The sequence below is a fragment of the Mesorhizobium sp. B2-4-18 genome, from assembly GCF_006441385.1.
GTDB classification, from domain to species: domain Bacteria; phylum Pseudomonadota; class Alphaproteobacteria; order Rhizobiales; family Rhizobiaceae; genus Mesorhizobium; species Mesorhizobium australicum.
Genome location: NZ_VFUW01000004.1, coordinates 306,688 through 321,893 on the forward strand (window position 1 = coordinate 306,688; position 15,206 = coordinate 321,893).

Below are 15,206 nucleotides of genomic sequence, written 5' to 3' on the forward strand. Positions count from 1 at the left end.
GAGGTGGCAGCCAGCTACCCACGCCGACGCCCCAGCGAGCCCCATTCAGCGGCTGATGAAGCCGATGAAGTCGTCCGGTGCCGCGCGGCCCATTTCCTCTTCCCAATGCCGGCGGCAGAGCGAGACATAGACGTCCTTGCCGATCGCCACCTGTTCGCCCTGCCTGGCCACCTTGCCGTCGGGACCGAGGCGCACGACCATCGTCGCCTTGCGGCCGCAGCGGCAGATGGTGCGCACTTCGCGCAGATCGTCGGCGATCGCCAGCAGCGCGCGCGAGCCGGGAAACAGCTTTCCCTGGAAATCGGTGCGCAGGCCATAGCACATGACCGGGATGTTGAGCCGGTCGGCGATCCGGGCAAGCTGCCAGACCTGCTCCTCCTCCAGGAACTGCGCCTCGTCGACAAAGATGCAATGCACCGCCGTGTGCTGGTGATGCTCGGCGACGCGGGCGAACAGGTCGTCGCCGTCGCGGAACATCTCGGCTTCCGTTTCCAGCCCGATGCGCGACGAGATCAGGCCGGTGTCACCCTTGCGGTAGTGGCCGGCGACGAACAGCATCGTCGTCATGCCGCGCTCGCGGTAATTGTACGACGCCTGCAACAGCATGGTCGTCTTGCCGGCATTCATCGTCGCGTAGTGGAAGTAAAGCTTGGCCATGCCGCTCTTTTAAGCCGACTTGCCAGGCCTCGGGGAGGGGCAGGCGCCGCATTCCCCTGAAAAAGCCGCCATTGCCGAGGCAGATTGCGCTTGGGCTCGGCGCGGAAAGCGTCAGCTGTGTCGCTGATGGGCCAGCCAGCGCCGTTGATCGTGATTGTCTTAGCGCTTGAAACCACTCCAGAATGGTGTTTGGCTGACGAAACAAGGCGGGCACAAAAACCGTAACTTCGCTTCGCCAAAGAATCGAAATGGGAGAATACAGATGTCGCGCATGAATTCCTTCGTCGCCGGCCTGGGCCTGGCGGCTTTCCTGTCCACGAGCGCCGCCTTCGCCGGCGATCCGGCAAGCTGCAAGGCGGTTCGCCTCTCCGATGTCGGCTGGACCGACATCCAGGCCACCACCGGGCTGGCCTCGGTGCTGCTCACCGCGCTCGGCTACGAGCCGCAGGTGATCCAGCTCTCGGTTCCGGTGACCTATGCGTCGCTGAAGAACAAGGACCTCGACGTCTTCCTCGGCAACTGGATGCCGTCGATGACCAATGACATCAAGGATTATACGGCCGACGGTTCGGTCGAGACCGTCAGCCAGAACCTGGCCGGCGCCGGTTACGGCATCGTCGTGCCGACCTATGTCGCGGATGCCGGCGTCAAGTCGCTGACCGACCTCGGCAAGTTCAAGGACAAGTTCAACGGCAAGATCTACGGCATCGAGGCCGGCAATGACGGCAATCGCATCATCCTCGACATGATCAAGAACCCGAAGGACAATCTCGACGGGTTCGAACTGGTCGAATCCTCGGAGGCCGGCATGCTGACGCAAGCCGAGCAGTCGATGAAGAGCAATGAGTGGATCGCCTTCCTCGGCTGGACGCCGCATCCGGTGATGGGTGCCATGAAGATCACCTATCTCGACGGCATGGGCGACAGCGGTTTCGGCGCGGCCACCGTCTCGACCAATGTGCGCAAGGGCTACATGAGCGAGTGCCCGAATGTCGGCAAGTTCATCGCCAACCTGAAGTTCAATCTGGATATGGAAGGCCAGATGATGGACGCCATCCTGAAGGGCAGCGATGCCAACAAGGTGGCAACCGACTGGTTGAAGAAAAACCCGGATGCGGTCAAGCCGTGGATCGCCGGCGTGACCACCTTCGACGGCGGCGACGCTGCGGCGGCGGTCAAGACCGCGCTCGGAAGCTGAGCCGACTTTGATTTCGGCGTGACCGAAACAGAGGGCAGTCTTTGTGGAAAAGGCTGCCCTTTTTCGTATCCTGTGACAAGATGACGTCGCGACAGTACGGGGCCGAAGGCAGAGCTCTGGCAAACGAGGGGTGAGATGGATCCGATTTCCAAGTTCATGGTCGATCACAAGATCCCGATCGGCGCCTGGGGAAAGGCGTTCTTCGGTTTCCTTACCGACAATTTCGACACCGTCTTCAGGGCGTTCTCGAATGGCCTCAATTTTCTGCTCGACGGGCTGGTCAACATCCTGCTGATGGTGCCGCCGGTGCTGCTCGCTTTGGTGATTGCCGTCATCGCCTGGCTGCTGCAGCGTTCGCGGCCGCTCGCCATCGGCGTTTTCATCGGGCTGATCTTCATCATCAACCAGAACCTTTGGAAACAGACGGTGCAGACGCTGGTGCTGGTTGTCGCGGCGGCGGCGGCGGCGATGGCGATCGGCGTGCCGCTCGGCATCTGGGCCGCGCACAAGCCGAAGGTTTATCGCATCATGCTGCCGGTGCTCGACCTGATGCAGACGCTGCCGACCTTCGTCTACCTGATCCCGGTGCTGACGCTGTTCGGTCTTGGCAACGCGCCCGGCCTGATCGTCACCATCATCTTCGTCATCCCGACCGCGGTCCGGCTCACCCATCTCGGCGTCGTCTCGGTACCGAAGTCGATCATCGAGGCCGGCGAGGCCTTTGGCGCCACCAAGAGCCAGCTGTTGTGGAAGGTCGAGCTGCCCTCGGCGCTGCCCACCATCATGGCCGGTCTGACGCAGTCGATCATGCTGTCGCTGTCGATGGTGGTGTTCGCGGCCCTGATCGGCGCCGGCGGGCTCGGCACGGAAATCAACCGGGCGCTCGGTTCGCGCCGCATCGATCTGGGCCTTGAGGCCGGTCTCGCTATCGTCGTGCTCGCCATCGTGCTCGACCGGATGACCCGCATTGGCGTTGGAGGCAAGAAATGACCGTCGCCGTCGATTTCAGGAATGTCGATATCGTCTTCGGCGCCGACCAGGCCGGCTCGCTGGCGATGATCGACAAGGGCGCCACCCGGGCCGAAATCCTCGAGAAGACCGGCAATGTGCTCGGCTGCGCCGGCGCCAGCCTGACTGTGCATGAAGGCGAAATCTCGGTGCTGATGGGCCTGTCCGGTTCGGGCAAGTCGACGCTGCTTCGCGCGGTCAACCGGCTGAACGTGGTGTCGCGCGGCCAGGTGCTGGTGAAGGACGGTGACCGCACGGTCGATGTCGTCACCTGCGACGAGCCGACCCTGCGGCGGCTGCGCCAGAAGCAGGTGGCAATGGTGTTCCAGCAGTTCGGCCTGCTGCCATGGCGCACGGTGGAGGAGAATGTCGGTCTCGGCCTCGAACTCGCCGGCGTGCCGGACGCCGAGCGCAAGGAGCGGGTGCATCGCCAGCTCAAGCTGGTCAATCTCGACCAATGGTCGAACAAATACGCCCATGAGCTGTCGGGCGGCATGCAGCAGCGCGTCGGCCTGGCGCGTGCCTTCGCCACCGAGGCGCCTATCCTGTTGATGGACGAGCCGTTCTCGGCCCTCGACCCGCTGATCCGCACCAAGCTGCAGGACGAACTTCTGCAGCTGCAGGCGGAATTGAAGAAGACCATCATCTTCGTCAGCCACGATCTCGAGGAGGCACTGAAGATCGGCAGCCACATCACTATCATGGAGGGCGGCCGTATCGTCCAGACCGGCGCGCCGGAAGACATCGTGCTGCGCCCCGCCAACGATTATGTCCGCGACTTCATCGCCAATGTGAACCCGCTCTCGGTGCTGACCGCCTGGAACGTGATGCGCGACCGCCGCGATCTCGAACAGGGCAAGGACGGCTGGGTGTGGCTCGACCGGCGCAAGACGACGCGCTTCAAGATCGACGAGCACGGGCTGGTGGCGGCGGCCGAGCGCGACGGCAAGCCGGCCGTATGGGTGTCCTGCGCCGATGTCGAGGGCCAGCCGGAGGAGTTGGCGCAAGTGTTCTGGGCCAATCCCGGCACCTCGCTGAAGACCGTGATGCTGGCCATGCACCGGTCGCAGACCGCACCCGTGGCGCTGTTCGACGACCAGTCGCGCTTCGTCGGCGCGATCGGCATCCGCGACGTGCTGAGCGCGGTGCTGCGGCGCTGATGCATGTCGCCCAAAAGTGACCTCGGTTTTGGGAAGACGACATGCACAAAAACGAAGACTGAAGCGCGGCGCCTGATCCGCTTCGGCGCGACGCGCTTCAGGCGGCTATGTCCTAAGCCGCCATCGGCAGGCGCAACTCGGTCAGCAGGCCGCCGTCTGGATGGTTGGATAGGCGCACTTCGCCGCCCGCCGCGCGCGCGATGTTGCGGGCAATGGTCAGCCCCAGCCCGAGACCGCCGGTCTGGCGGTTGCGGGACTGTTCGAGACGCACGAAGGAGCCGAAGACGGCGTCGATCTGGGCCTGGGGAATGCCCGGTCCCTCGTCACGGATGGCGAGCGTGATCGTGCCGTCCAAGCGGCTGAGGCTGAGATGCGCTTGCTTGCCGTAGGTGACGGCGTTCTGCACCAGATTGGTGACGCAGCGCTTGAGAGCCACCGGCCGCGCCATGCAGATCAGGCCTCGCGAACGGACGTCGTCATTGTCGAAGGACACGGTCTCGTAGCTGTCGGCGACCGATTCGACGAGCGACCAGAAATCGATCCGTTCGGCCTTCTCTTCCGTGACCTCGAATTTGGCGAAGTCTATCACGGAACTCGCGATGCTTTCGATGTCGGCGAGATCGTGGGCGAGCGCCTGGCGCGCCGGTGATCTGCGCAACAGCTCCAGGCGCAGCCGCATCCTGGTCATCGGCGTGCGCAGGTCGTGCGCGAGGGCCGCCGCCAGGTGCTCACGATCCTCGACATATTCGCGCAGCCTCGCCTGCATGGCGTTGATCGCCTTGGCGGCGGCGCGTACCTCGCGGCTGCCGCTCTCGGCGATCGGCGGGCTCTTGAGGTCGTTGCCGATCCGGTTTACGGCGGTTTCCATCATCCGATAGGGCGCGGTCAGCCGGCGCAGCGACCAGATCGACATGATCACCACCAGCCCCGCGATCAGCGAATAGAGCGGCAGGCTATCGACGCTCAGGATCGGGCCGACGGGCGTGATCGGTTCGGTGAAATTCAGCCATTGGCCGTCGGCGAAGCGCAGCGAAGCCGTCAGCTTGTCGCTCTGGGCGAAATCGGCGGCCAGCACCAGAAGATCCCGCTCCACCTGGCCGATCTCGGGTCCCGGTGCCGCGCCGCCGGCATCGTCGGCTTCGCGCGTCGCCGGATCGCGCCGCACGCGCGCGTCGGTGATACCGAACTTGGACAATCGGCCGACGAGAATGTCTTCCAGTTCGGCCAGTTCGTCGTCGCCGGCGATCGAGGAGGTGACGGCGGGCGTGTCCGAGACGGTGAGCGCGTAGGTGGAGTTGAACAGCCCGGTCGCCGTCGCCTTGCGCTCCTCCGGCGTGGCGTCGTGCATCAGCTGCACGAGCGAGAAGGCGCGGTCGTTGAGGCGGTAGAGGTCGACCACGTCGTTGGCGGCGGCGCGGTCGCGCGATACGATATAAAGCGTCGCGACCTGACTGATCAGCAGGCCGGCAATGACGATCAGCAGCACCCAGACAGGCAAGGTCTGCGGCAGGAAACGTCTCATTCGGATGTCGTCTCGGGCAGGAACTGGTAGCCGCCGCTGCGCACGGTGAGGATCAGTTTGGGCGTCTTGGGATCATCTTCCATCTTGCGCCGCAGCCTGGAGACAAGGATGTCGATGCTGCGGTCGAAGGAATAGTCGCTGTCGCCGCCGGACAGTTCGATGAGCTGATCGCGGGTCAGCACGCGCTGGGCGCTCTTGACGAAGGTCTGCAGGAGGTTGAACTCAGCCATGGTCAGTTCGACCCTGACATCGTCGGGCGCGGTCAGCCGCCGCCGCGAGCAGTCCATCGTCCAGCCGGCGAAGTGGTAAATCTGCTTGGTGGTGGCGCGCTTGGGCTCGGCGGCGCCATTGCGCCGCAGCACGGCGCGGATGCGGGCCAGCAATTCGCGCGGGTCGAAGGGTTTGGGCACATAGTCGTCGGCGCCCATCTCGAGCCCGACGACCCGGTCGGTCGTCTCGGTGACGGCGGTCAGCATGATGATCGGCGTCGTATACTGGGCGCGGATGTCGCGGCACAGTTCCAGCCCGCTCCTGCCGGGCAGCATCACGTCAAGCACGATCAGATCCACCTGCGTGCGGCGCAGGATGGTTTCCATCTCGGTGCCGTCGGCGGCAACCGAGGTGTGCAGACCCCGCTTCTGGAAGAACTCCTGAAGCAGGTCGCGAATGCCCTTGTCGTCGTCGACGATCAGTATGTGTGTCTCGGATTTCACAGCTGCCCTGTCTGGTTTGCGAGCCACGCCATTTTTGGCTCGTGAGCCACACGATAGAATTCGGGCCGTATGTTGGCCAGTGCCTTGCTTTTCAAGGAAAAATGAATTCCGCCGTCTCCACATGAAGCAACGGCCAGCTTGGCGTGGCCTGGCCAGACACAATTCAGAAACAAAATTCTACAATCGGGAAAAACTCCTGAAAAGGTAGGCCGGCATAACGGTGCCGTGGCGGTCAGGTCATCGGCTGCGACGCTAGTCTCCGGGTTCACGGATAAACCGATGCCAAGATTGTCGATCAGTTTGTTGGGAGTTTTGCTGGGCCTTGGCCTGCTCACTGCCGCTGTCGACCAATCAGACGCAAAGGCGCCGCTGACCCGGAGCGAACGGTGCGCCAATCTCAGCCACCAATTTGATGAAGCCCTCGAAACCCATGCCACGGCAACGCAGGTCACCGCGGCAAAGGCACTTCAGAGAAAGGGCAACCGGTACTGCGCCGCCAAGAAACAGGCGCAGGGCATCCGGATGCTCGCCAATGCTTTGAAGCTGCTTGGAGTGACACCGAACGACCCGGTCCAGTGACACTCAAAACGACCCGCACAAAAAAGGAAAACGAAGCCATGAAAAAATCCCTCCTGTCCGCCCTTGGTCTCGCCGTCGCTCTCGCCTTCTCGATGCCCGTTCTCGGCAACGCTGCCGCGACCACGACCGCTGCCCCGGCCGCTGCCACCACGACCACCGCTCCGGCTGCCGCCGCGACGACCACTGCTCCGGCCAAGGCTGCTCCGAAGAAGGTCGCCAAGAAGACCGTTTGCAAGGTGACCAAGAAGCACAAGTGCCCGGTCAAGAAGGCCCCCGCGATGGCGGCTCCCGCGAAGGCGGCTCCTGCGAAGGCTGCTCCCAAGAAGCCCTGATCAGCTTCGAGGTTAGTTCTAGCAAGGCCGCCCCAGCCGCAAACCGGCTGGGGCGGCCTTCTGCCAAGGGCATGGTCGATGAGCTGAACGCCGGCGGCTTCCAGCCACGCATCTCGATCGTGCTTAACCCGTTTGCAATGCCGGCCCTGTAGGACAATCCGCATGAAGAAGCGGCTTTCGTCCATTTTTCGCTCCATGGTGATCGGCGGCCTTGTTGCCACCGGCGTCGCCAGGGTGCTGATTCTGCTCACCGCCAGCCCCGTGCCGGACCCTGCAAGCGGGCGCACCGAGCCTTCGCTGTTCGCACCGGCGATTTCCAGCAACTGGGATTACATCACGCCGGTGCAGGCATGGCTTTTGATCGTGCTCGCCGGCGTGACGCTGATCTGTGTTGCCGGATGGCCGATCGCGGCGTGGCTGGAACGCCGGGCGGATGCCGACCCAACGCGCCGCGTCTTCGGCCGTCAGGGCCGTTGAACCGCGACCGACAATTCCCCACATGATCCCGGAGGACCGGGCCCGCCCGCCGACGGTCTGTAAATGGACGATCACTGCCGCCCGCGGCAAAATGCGGACTTAAGCTGATCGCGAAAACAGTCGGTTCGAATGCCTGAAATCACCACAAAACCGCGCACCAAGGTCAAGCCGCAGACAGAGCGGCCGAAGCTCTACAAGGTCATCCTCGTCAATGACGATTTCACGCCGCGCGAATTCGTGGTCACGGTGCTGAAGGGCGAGTTCAAGCTCTCGGAGGACCAGGCGCACCGGGTCATGATCACCGCGCACCAGCGTGGCGTCTGCGTGGTCGCGGTCTTCACCAGGGATGTCGCCGAGACCAAGGCGACGCGGGCGACCGACGCCGGCAAGGCCAAGGGCTACCCACTGCTGTTCACGACGGAACCGGAGGAGTGAGGAGGGGCTCGTCATAGCCTTGGTTTCGACGATTGGCGAAACCACTCGCGATAGCGTCGCTCTCCGCGTCACTACACGGGGAGAAAGTAGGAGCGCACCGCTCTATCGTCCCTCGCGGTACCACATCGAACCCATCGCCAGGAGCAACAGGCCCAGGCCAAGGAAGCCGCCGAACAGCGGCACGCGCGACACGGCCTTGAGCACACTGTCGTCGGTGGTGCGCAGGCCGATCCAGTCGCTGCCCGACGCCTCGCCGGCCGAGCGCACCGGCACGATGGAAGGCAGCGTCACGTCGCTGCCCGCGGCAGACGCCAACCGGCGCACGCTGCCGCCGGTGGCTTCCGCCGGCGCCTTCAGCCGCTCCTGCGTGGAGACGACGTCGGCGAATTCCGGAGCGTTGACCGGTCCGACATGGGCAAGCGCGGTGAGATCGCCATTGGCGACCTGGAAGAGGCCGATCTCGCTGGTCTGGACGCTGCCGAGGAAGACGCCGGGCTCGGACTTGTCGAGCTTGACGGCGAGCGTCTTGCCGGAGGGGGTGATGATCTGCGCCGGGCCGGGATCGTCGGCCATGGTCTGGCGGCGGATCTCCAGCACCATGCCGCGTCCCTCGGCGGTCAGCCGCTCTTCCTCGAGCTCGGGCTCCTTCATCAGCCAGTGGGCGATGCGCCGGTAGAGCTGGACATGCGGGCCGCCGCCCTCGAAGCCGCGCGCCCACAGCCAGCCCTGGTCGGACAGAAGCATGCCGACGCGGCCTTCGCCCTTGCGGTCGAGCAGCAGCAGCGGCCGGTTGTCGGCGCCCTTCATCACCACTTCACCCTGCGGGTTCTGCACGCCGATGGTGCGGAACCAGCGGCTCCAGTGCGGCGGCTCGGTGGCCGAACCGTCGAGGCCGCGCGTCACCGGGTGACGCTGACCGAGTTCGGTGAGGCGGGGATAAAAGGCCTTGTCGACGACCTCGCCGGTCGGCATGGCCGGCAGCGCCGACATCAGCGGCGTGCGTGCGATCGAAGCCTCGCCGGCATATTCGGGACCGGCGGCGATCAGCAGCGCGCCGCCCTTTTCGACATATTCGGAGATGTAATCGTAATAGAGGATCGGCAGCACGTCGCGGTGCTGGTAGCGGTCGAAGATGATGAGGTCGAAATCCTTGATCTTCTCGACGAACAGCTCGCGGGTCGGGAAGGCAATCAGCGACAATTCGTTGATCGGCGTGCCGTCCTGCTTTTCCGGCGGCCGCAGGATTGTGAAATGGACGAGATCGACCGAGGCGTCGGATTTCAACAGATTGCGCCAGGTGCGCTCGCCCGCATGCGGTTCGCCCGAAACGAGCAGAACGCGCAGGTTCTCGCGGATGCCGTCGACCAGCGCGATGGCGCGGTTGTTGGTGTCGGTCAGTTCGCCCGACTCACGGTCGATGGCAAGTTCGATGATGTTGCGGCCAGCGCCCGGGATGGTCACCTGCAGCGCCATGGCCTGGCCGACCGTGGCATGCTCGACCGAAACCTGCTCGCCATTGACCGAGACGCGCACATCGACCGGTCCGGTCTCGTTTTCGGTCGAGATGACGCGATAGCTCATGTCGAGCGGCTTGCCGACGAGGCCGAAACGCGGCGCGTTCTCGAAACGTATACGGCGGTCCTTCTCATGGTCGTTGCCGGTGATCAGGGCATGCAGCGGGGCGTTGAACTCGGGCGTGCCCGACGGCGTGTCATGCACCTCGCCGTCGGTGACCATGATGGCGCCGCCGATGCGCGAGGGCGGCACGTCGCGGAAGGCGCCTTCCAGCGCTCCGAACAGCCGCGTTTCCGTGCGCTCCTCGGCGGCGTCGGATTTGCCGGCCTCGACGACACGGACGTCGAACTGCTTGAAGCGGCCAAGACGCTGCTGCAACCCGGCCACGGCCTCGTCGGTCTGCCTGGTACGGTCGCCAATGTCCTGGCTCTGGCTGCGGTCGACGACCAGCGCGACGACGCTTTTCAGCGGCTCGCGCTCCTCGTTGAGGAATACGGGGTTGAAGAGGGCGGCGGCGAGCGCCAGCAGGGCGACCAGGCGCAGGACCGCGCCGCGCTGGCGAAACCACAGGCCGACGAGCGCCAGCAGCGCCAACGGTACCAGCACCAGGGCCAGAAGCGGCCAGGATAGAAGCGGTTCGAAGGAGATCGACCAGTTCATGCCTCATCCTCCCCGTTGTGGAGAGAGTTGACCCGCCGTGGGGAGTAAGAAATCATCCTACTGCCCCAGCCGTTCGAGCAGGATGGGAACATGCACCTGGTCGGATTTGTAGTTGCCGGTCAGCATGTACATCATGATGTTGACGCCGGCGCGCAGCGCGTAGACCCGCTGCATCGGATCGTTCGGTACGGTCGGCAGCAGCGGATCGCCATTCTCGTCAACCGCCCAGGCGCCGGCGAAATCATTGGCGGTGATCATGATCGGCGATACGCCGTCGCCGGTGCGCACCGGCCGGTTGTCGGCATTGCTGGCATCGAGCGATGCCTCGACCCAGAGCGGGCTGCCGGCGAAGCGGCCGGGAAACTCGGGCAGGATGAAGAAGGATTTGGTCAGCACATGGTCCGACGGCACCGGCTCCAGTGGCGGCACGTTCAAGTTGCCGAGGATGTCGCGCAGCCGCTCGGTCGCCGGGCTGGTGGAATCGGCACCGATACCGTTGGCGAACTGGTCGCGCGTGTCGAACAGCACGGTGCCGCCCTGCTGCATATAGGCGTCGATCCGGGCGATCGCGGCCTGGCTCGGCATCGGTGCCGCCGGATCGATCGGCCAGTAGATCAGGGGATAGAACGACAGTTCGTCCTTCGAGATATCGACGCCGGCCGGCGCCCCCGGCTCCAAGGCGGTCTTCTCGATCAGGAAGCGGGTCAGACCCTCGAGCCCGGCGCGGCTGATCGAATCGACACCCGGGACGCCTGTCAGCACATAGGCGATGCGGGTTTTCGAAATCGCCTCGATAGCAACCTGGTCGCCCGGCTTGGCGTCGTCGGCGCGCGCGACATCGGCATGGCCGAACAGTACGCCAAGCGCGATCAGCACGGCGGCTGTGGTCGCGGCCGCCCCGGCCCGGCGCGGCCGGCGCGAAAACAGGCCGCCCATCCACAACACAGCCAGCGTGTCGAGCAGCATCAGCAACAGAGCCGCCGCGACCAGCGCGCCCTTCAGGTTGCGCGACTCATCGAAGGCGTACTGGACGGTGGTGACCGGGACCGTCACTTGCGGGCGCGCCAGCGGGGCGAAGGTGCTTGAGGCGTCGAGCAGATTGTGGGCGAAGACGCCGGTTTCCGAGCCGTAGAGGCCAGGCGGGTTCTCGAAGGTGACCGGCAGTGGTCCTGCGCCCGGCACCAGCGGCCGTGCATCCGGTGTCGGCGGCACCAGCGAGCCGTCGGCCGCGATCATCCGATAGGGCGCCAGCGACGTGGCTGCGGCTTCGGCATTGGCGATCGCCGCGCCCTGGTTGCGCGACAATTGCACGATGCGGCGCAGCATCTCCACGAAACTGCCCGAGATCGGCAGGTTCGACCACGTCGCCTCGGGGGTGACATGGAACAGCACCAGCGTGCCCTTGCCCTTCTTCAGCCCGGTCACCAGCGGCGTGCCGTCGGCAAGAGCCGCCCAGGTGCGCTCGACGATGTCGGGTGTCGGTTCGGCCAGCACCTGCCTGGTCACCGTGACCTCGGTCGGCGGCGCCAGGTCGGCGAACGGGCCGGCCTTGGGAAATTCGGTGACCGGCTGCGGCGAGGTCCATGACAGCGCGCCGCCGAGCGAACGCTCGCCGGTGCGCAGGCGGACCGGCAGCAAATCGTCGTCATTGCCGGCGGCGGCCAGCCGCGAGCCGGCGAAACGCACGAGCGTGCCGCCATTGTCGACCCAGTCGACCAGTCTTTGCCGGACCTGTGCGGGAATGGTGCCGATATCGGCCATGACGATCATCGCCGGCTTCTGGTCGAGGATCTGCGGGATGGCGTCGGCGAGATCGGCGCTGGAGGGCTCGACCAGATCGGCGAAAGGCTGCAGCGCGCGCCTGATATAGTAGAGCGGCGACAGAAGCGGCTGCGCCTGGTCGGCCTCGGCCTGCGACAACAGCCCGACGCGGCGGCGTTTGGAGCTTTCGTCGAGCACACGCACGGCACCTGCATGCCGTTCGCCATCGAGCGCGATCGAGGCGAAATCGTTGCGCAATTCGAACGGCACCGCCATGGTGCCGGTGGCCGTGGCTTCGCCCGGCGCGAAGGTCAGGGTCGCATCGGCGATGCGGCGGCCCTTGTCGTCGAATGCGCCGGCGGTGACCTGCGCCGGGGCGGGATCGCCGGGCGCGCGGATGGCGGTCAAACCAAAGCCATCAACCTGGTTTTCGGCTGATGTCAGGCCAGTCAGCGACAGCCGGTCGGCCACCGCCCAGGCGATTCGGGCGGCATTTTTCGACAACAGCGTGTTGAAGGCGGCCTCGTCGCCCTTTGCCGCCAGGCCATCGGCCAGCACGGCGACGCTGGCGCCTGGCAAGGTTTCCAGCATGCCGGCGACGCGGGCATAGACGGCGGGCCGGTCGGTGGGGATCGGCCGCGGCTTGGCGGCGCGCAGCCGGTCGAGCGCGGCGGCGGCATCGAAGGGGCCCATCTCCGCATTGGGCTTTTCGGCGGTGAAGGCGATGATAACAGGCACGCCATTCGAGCCGGCGTCCTTGATCAGCCGCTCGGCGGTGGCGACACGCTTGTTCCAGTCGGCGGCACTCGCCCAATCATTGTCGATGACCAGGGCAAGCGCGGCACCCTCGGCCGGCAGCTTTTCGCGCGGGTTGAACACCGGTTCGGCCAATGCCGCGACGACGAGGGCAGCCATCAGAAGCCTGAGCAGCGTCAGCCACCAGGGGCTGCGCTGTGGGGTTTCCTCACGCTTGAGCACACGGGCCAGGATCTTCAGCGGCGGGAACACCTCGGTCTGTGGCTTGGGCGGGGTGAGCCTGAGCAGCCACCAGATCACCGGTAGCGCCAGCAGGCCCCACAGCACCATGGGGGCACCGAAGGAGAGCGGCAGCCAGCTCATGCGACCGCCTTTCCAGGCTGATCGCCCTTGGCGATCAGCCTGGGCTGATCGCCGGCAATGATACCGGCATGCCCGCCATCGGCGGTCATCGCCATGTGCAGGCGCACCAGCGCGTCGGACGCGAGCCGGTCGGTGTGGTTGACGGTAAAGCTCCAGCCAAGCCGCTTGCACCAGCCGGCCAGCTCCTGGCGGCGAGCGGTGTAGAGCAGGCGGTATTCATCGGCCAGCATCTCGGCGCGGCCGGCGGTCAGCTTGTCGCCGGTCTCGGGATCGGTGAACTCGGTGCGGCCGGCATAGGGGAAGGTTTCCTCGGCCGGGTCGGCAACCTCGATCAGATGGGCGCGCACGCCATGGCGGGCGAGCACGTCGAGCCAGGCCATGGTTTCCTCGACGGGGTCGAGGAAATCGCTGGCGATGACGATGTCGCAGAAGCGCCTGATGTTGGAGAGATCGGGTTTTGCCGGCAGTTCGCCGGCATGCATGAGCTGGGCGGCGATGCGCTCGGCGCCGTTGCGAGCGGTGAATGGATCGGTCAGATCAGGCCAGGCGATGCGTTCGCCGCTGCGTGACAAAAGCTCGGCCATGGCCAAGGTCAGCACCAGGGCGCGCGATTGCTTGGAAACGCCGGCTCCCGTCGATTTGTAGAGCATGGACGGCGAGGGGTCGGCCCACAGCCAGACGGTGTGGGCGGCTTCCCATTCACGGTCGCGCACATAGGTGTGGTCGTCGCGGGCCGAGCGGCGCCAGTCGATGCGCGAGGCGTCGCCTTCGACATAGGGCCGGAACTGCCAGAAATTCTCGCCGATGCCGCGCTTGCGGCGGCCATGCCAGCCGGCGATCACGGTGTTGACGATACGGCGTGCCTCGACCAGCAGGTCGGGAACCAGCGAAGCCCGCAACCGGCCTCGGGCGAGCGCATCGCGCGTCGCTGCCGGGGCCTGGACTTCGCCGATACGCGCCATCAAATGCCTTTCACAAGTTTCGCCACCACGTCGCGCACGCTGGTGCCCTCCGCGCGGGCGGCGAAGGTCAGCGCCATGCGATGCTGCAGCACCGGCTCGGCCAGCGCCCTGACATCGTCGACCGAGGGCGCCAGGCGTCCGTCGTAGAGCGCGCGGGCCCTGGTGCACAGCATCAGCGCCTGGCTGGCGCGCGGGCCCGGGCCCCAGGCGACATGCTTGTCTGTGTCGGCATTGCCCTGGCCCGGACGCGCCGAGCGCACCAGGGTAAGGATCGCCTCGACGACGCTTTCGGGTACCGGCATGCGGCGGATCAGTGTCTGGATCTCCTTCAGCCGCGCCGGCTGCAGCACGTTCTGGGCTTTCGCGTCCTCGACGCCGGTGGTTTCCAACAGGATGCGGCGCTCGGCCTCGATTTCGGGGTAGAGGATATCGACCTGCATCAGGAAGCGGTCGAGCTGGGCTTCGGGCAGCGGATAGGTGCCTTCCTGCTCCAGCGGGTTCTGCGTCGCCAGCACATGGAAGGGGGAAGGCAGGTCGTAGCGCGCGCCGGCAATGGTGACATGATATTCCTGCATCGCCTGCAGCAGCGCCGACTGCGTGCGCGGCGAGGCGCGGTTGATCTCGTCGGCCATCAGCAGCTGGGCGAAGATCGGCCCGGAAATGAAGCGGAACGAGCGCTTGCCGGTCTCGTCCTGCTCCATGACCTCGGAGCCGAGGATGTCGGACGGCATCAGGTCGGGCGTGAACTGGATGCGGCGCGAATCGAGCCCCAGCACGACGCCCAGCGTCTCCACCAGCTTGGTCTTGGCGAGGCCCGGCACACCGACCAGAAGCGCATGGCCGCCGGCAAGCAGCGCCACCAGCGTACGCTCGACGACGTTCTCCTGGCCGAAGATCACCCGGCCAACCCCGTCACGGATCCTGGAGATGTCGGCAAGTGCCTTCTCGGCCTCGGCGACCATGTCCGTTTCGCTGATCGGGCTTTCCTTGACCATCACGCTCATGCCGCATCGATCCCTTTGGTTGGAAATGCCATGGTTTGGAAATGCTGGCCCGCACCATACCATAGACTGCCGCGATTCGGCCTCGCGGAGCGCCTATGGTTGAA

At 65.4% G+C, this 15,206-nt stretch carries 14 protein-coding genes; 7 read left to right on the forward strand and 7 right to left on the reverse strand.

The genetic code is table 11. The annotated features are described in order from the left end of the window. Nucleotides 1-45 precede the first annotated feature (45 nt). Complete coding sequence (locus FJ527_RS12125; protein ID WP_140617670.1) at nucleotides 46-657, reverse strand: thymidine kinase; 612 nt, start codon at nucleotides 655-657, stop codon at nucleotides 46-48. 262 nt (nucleotides 658-919) lie between these two features. Here FJ527_RS12125 and FJ527_RS12130 point away from each other — a divergent pair, with 262 nt between their 5' ends. From FJ527_RS12130 to choV, 3 genes are all read left to right on the forward strand, one after another. Continuing rightward, nucleotides 920-1,855: a choline ABC transporter substrate-binding protein gene (locus FJ527_RS12130; RefSeq protein ID WP_015316045.1), complete on the forward strand. Its 936-nt coding sequence runs from the start codon at nucleotides 920-922 to the stop codon at nucleotides 1,853-1,855. A 135-nt stretch (nucleotides 1,856-1,990) separates the two neighbouring features. Further along, complete coding sequence (gene choW, locus FJ527_RS12135) at nucleotides 1,991-2,845, forward strand: choline ABC transporter permease subunit (RefSeq protein WP_140665124.1); 855 nt, start codon at nucleotides 1,991-1,993, stop codon at nucleotides 2,843-2,845. Next, complete coding sequence (gene choV / locus FJ527_RS12140; RefSeq protein WP_015316047.1) at nucleotides 2,842-4,023, forward strand: choline ABC transporter ATP-binding protein; 1,182 nt, start codon at nucleotides 2,842-2,844, stop codon at nucleotides 4,021-4,023. The genes choW and choV overlap by 4 nt, the downstream gene beginning before the upstream one ends. 112 nt (nucleotides 4,024-4,135) lie before the next feature. Here choV and FJ527_RS12145 read toward each other — a convergent pair whose 3' ends face one another. Together FJ527_RS12145 and FJ527_RS12150 are read right to left on the reverse strand one after the other, a co-directional pair. Continuing rightward, nucleotides 4,136-5,545, reverse strand: a complete 1,410-nt coding sequence (locus FJ527_RS12145) for an ATP-binding protein (RefSeq protein WP_140617672.1) — start codon at nucleotides 5,543-5,545, stop codon at nucleotides 4,136-4,138. Beyond that, nucleotides 5,542-6,258 (reverse strand): response regulator transcription factor, encoded by a 717-nt coding sequence (locus FJ527_RS12150; RefSeq protein ID WP_015316049.1) that lies wholly within the window; start codon nucleotides 6,256-6,258, stop codon nucleotides 5,542-5,544. The genes FJ527_RS12145 and FJ527_RS12150 overlap by 4 nt, the downstream gene beginning before the upstream one ends. Before the next feature lie 279 nt (nucleotides 6,259-6,537). Between FJ527_RS12150 and FJ527_RS12155 the strand changes: the two genes are divergently transcribed. The 4 genes from FJ527_RS12155 (at nucleotide 6,538) to clpS (ending at nucleotide 8,081) form a co-directional block, all read left to right on the forward strand. Beyond that, nucleotides 6,538-6,837: a hypothetical protein gene (locus tag FJ527_RS12155; protein ID WP_015316050.1), complete on the forward strand. Its 300-nt coding sequence runs from the start codon at nucleotides 6,538-6,540 to the stop codon at nucleotides 6,835-6,837. A 38-nt stretch (nucleotides 6,838-6,875) separates the two neighbouring features. Then, entirely contained in the window at nucleotides 6,876-7,169 is a 294-nt protein-coding gene (locus FJ527_RS12160) for a hypothetical protein (protein ID WP_140617674.1), read from the forward strand. 162 nt (nucleotides 7,170-7,331) lie between these two features. Beyond that, the gene (locus FJ527_RS12165) at nucleotides 7,332-7,646 is read left to right on the forward strand and encodes a hypothetical protein (protein ID WP_140665118.1); all 315 of its coding nucleotides are present in this window, start codon (nucleotides 7,332-7,334) and stop codon (nucleotides 7,644-7,646) included. A gap of 129 nt (nucleotides 7,647-7,775) precedes the next feature. Beyond that, nucleotides 7,776-8,081, forward strand: coding sequence for an ATP-dependent Clp protease adapter ClpS (clpS, locus tag FJ527_RS12170; protein WP_015316053.1), 306 nt, complete (start codon nucleotides 7,776-7,778; stop codon nucleotides 8,079-8,081). Between the two features lie 102 nt (nucleotides 8,082-8,183). Here the strand turns inward: clpS and FJ527_RS12175 are convergent, their stop codons facing one another. The 4 genes from FJ527_RS12175 to FJ527_RS12190 are packed head-to-tail and all read right to left on the reverse strand — an operon-like array spanning nucleotide 8,184 to nucleotide 15,102. Then, nucleotides 8,184-10,256, reverse strand: a complete 2,073-nt coding sequence (locus tag FJ527_RS12175) for a hypothetical protein (protein WP_140823203.1) — start codon at nucleotides 10,254-10,256, stop codon at nucleotides 8,184-8,186. A gap of 57 nt (nucleotides 10,257-10,313) precedes the next feature. Beyond that, nucleotides 10,314-13,136, reverse strand: a complete 2,823-nt coding sequence (locus FJ527_RS12180) for a DUF4159 domain-containing protein (RefSeq protein WP_140823204.1) — start codon at nucleotides 13,134-13,136, stop codon at nucleotides 10,314-10,316. Continuing rightward, nucleotides 13,133-14,098 carry a DUF58 domain-containing protein gene (locus tag FJ527_RS12185; RefSeq protein WP_140617678.1) on the reverse strand — a complete coding sequence of 322 codons (966 nt, stop codon included), beginning with the start codon at nucleotides 14,096-14,098 and terminating at the stop codon, nucleotides 13,133-13,135. Before FJ527_RS12185 ends, FJ527_RS12180 begins: the two co-directional genes overlap by 4 nt. Then, entirely contained in the window at nucleotides 14,098-15,102 is a 1,005-nt protein-coding gene (locus tag FJ527_RS12190) for a MoxR family ATPase (RefSeq protein ID WP_023770308.1), read from the reverse strand. Before FJ527_RS12190 ends, FJ527_RS12185 begins: the two co-directional genes overlap by 1 nt. Nucleotides 15,103-15,206 lie beyond the last annotated feature (104 nt).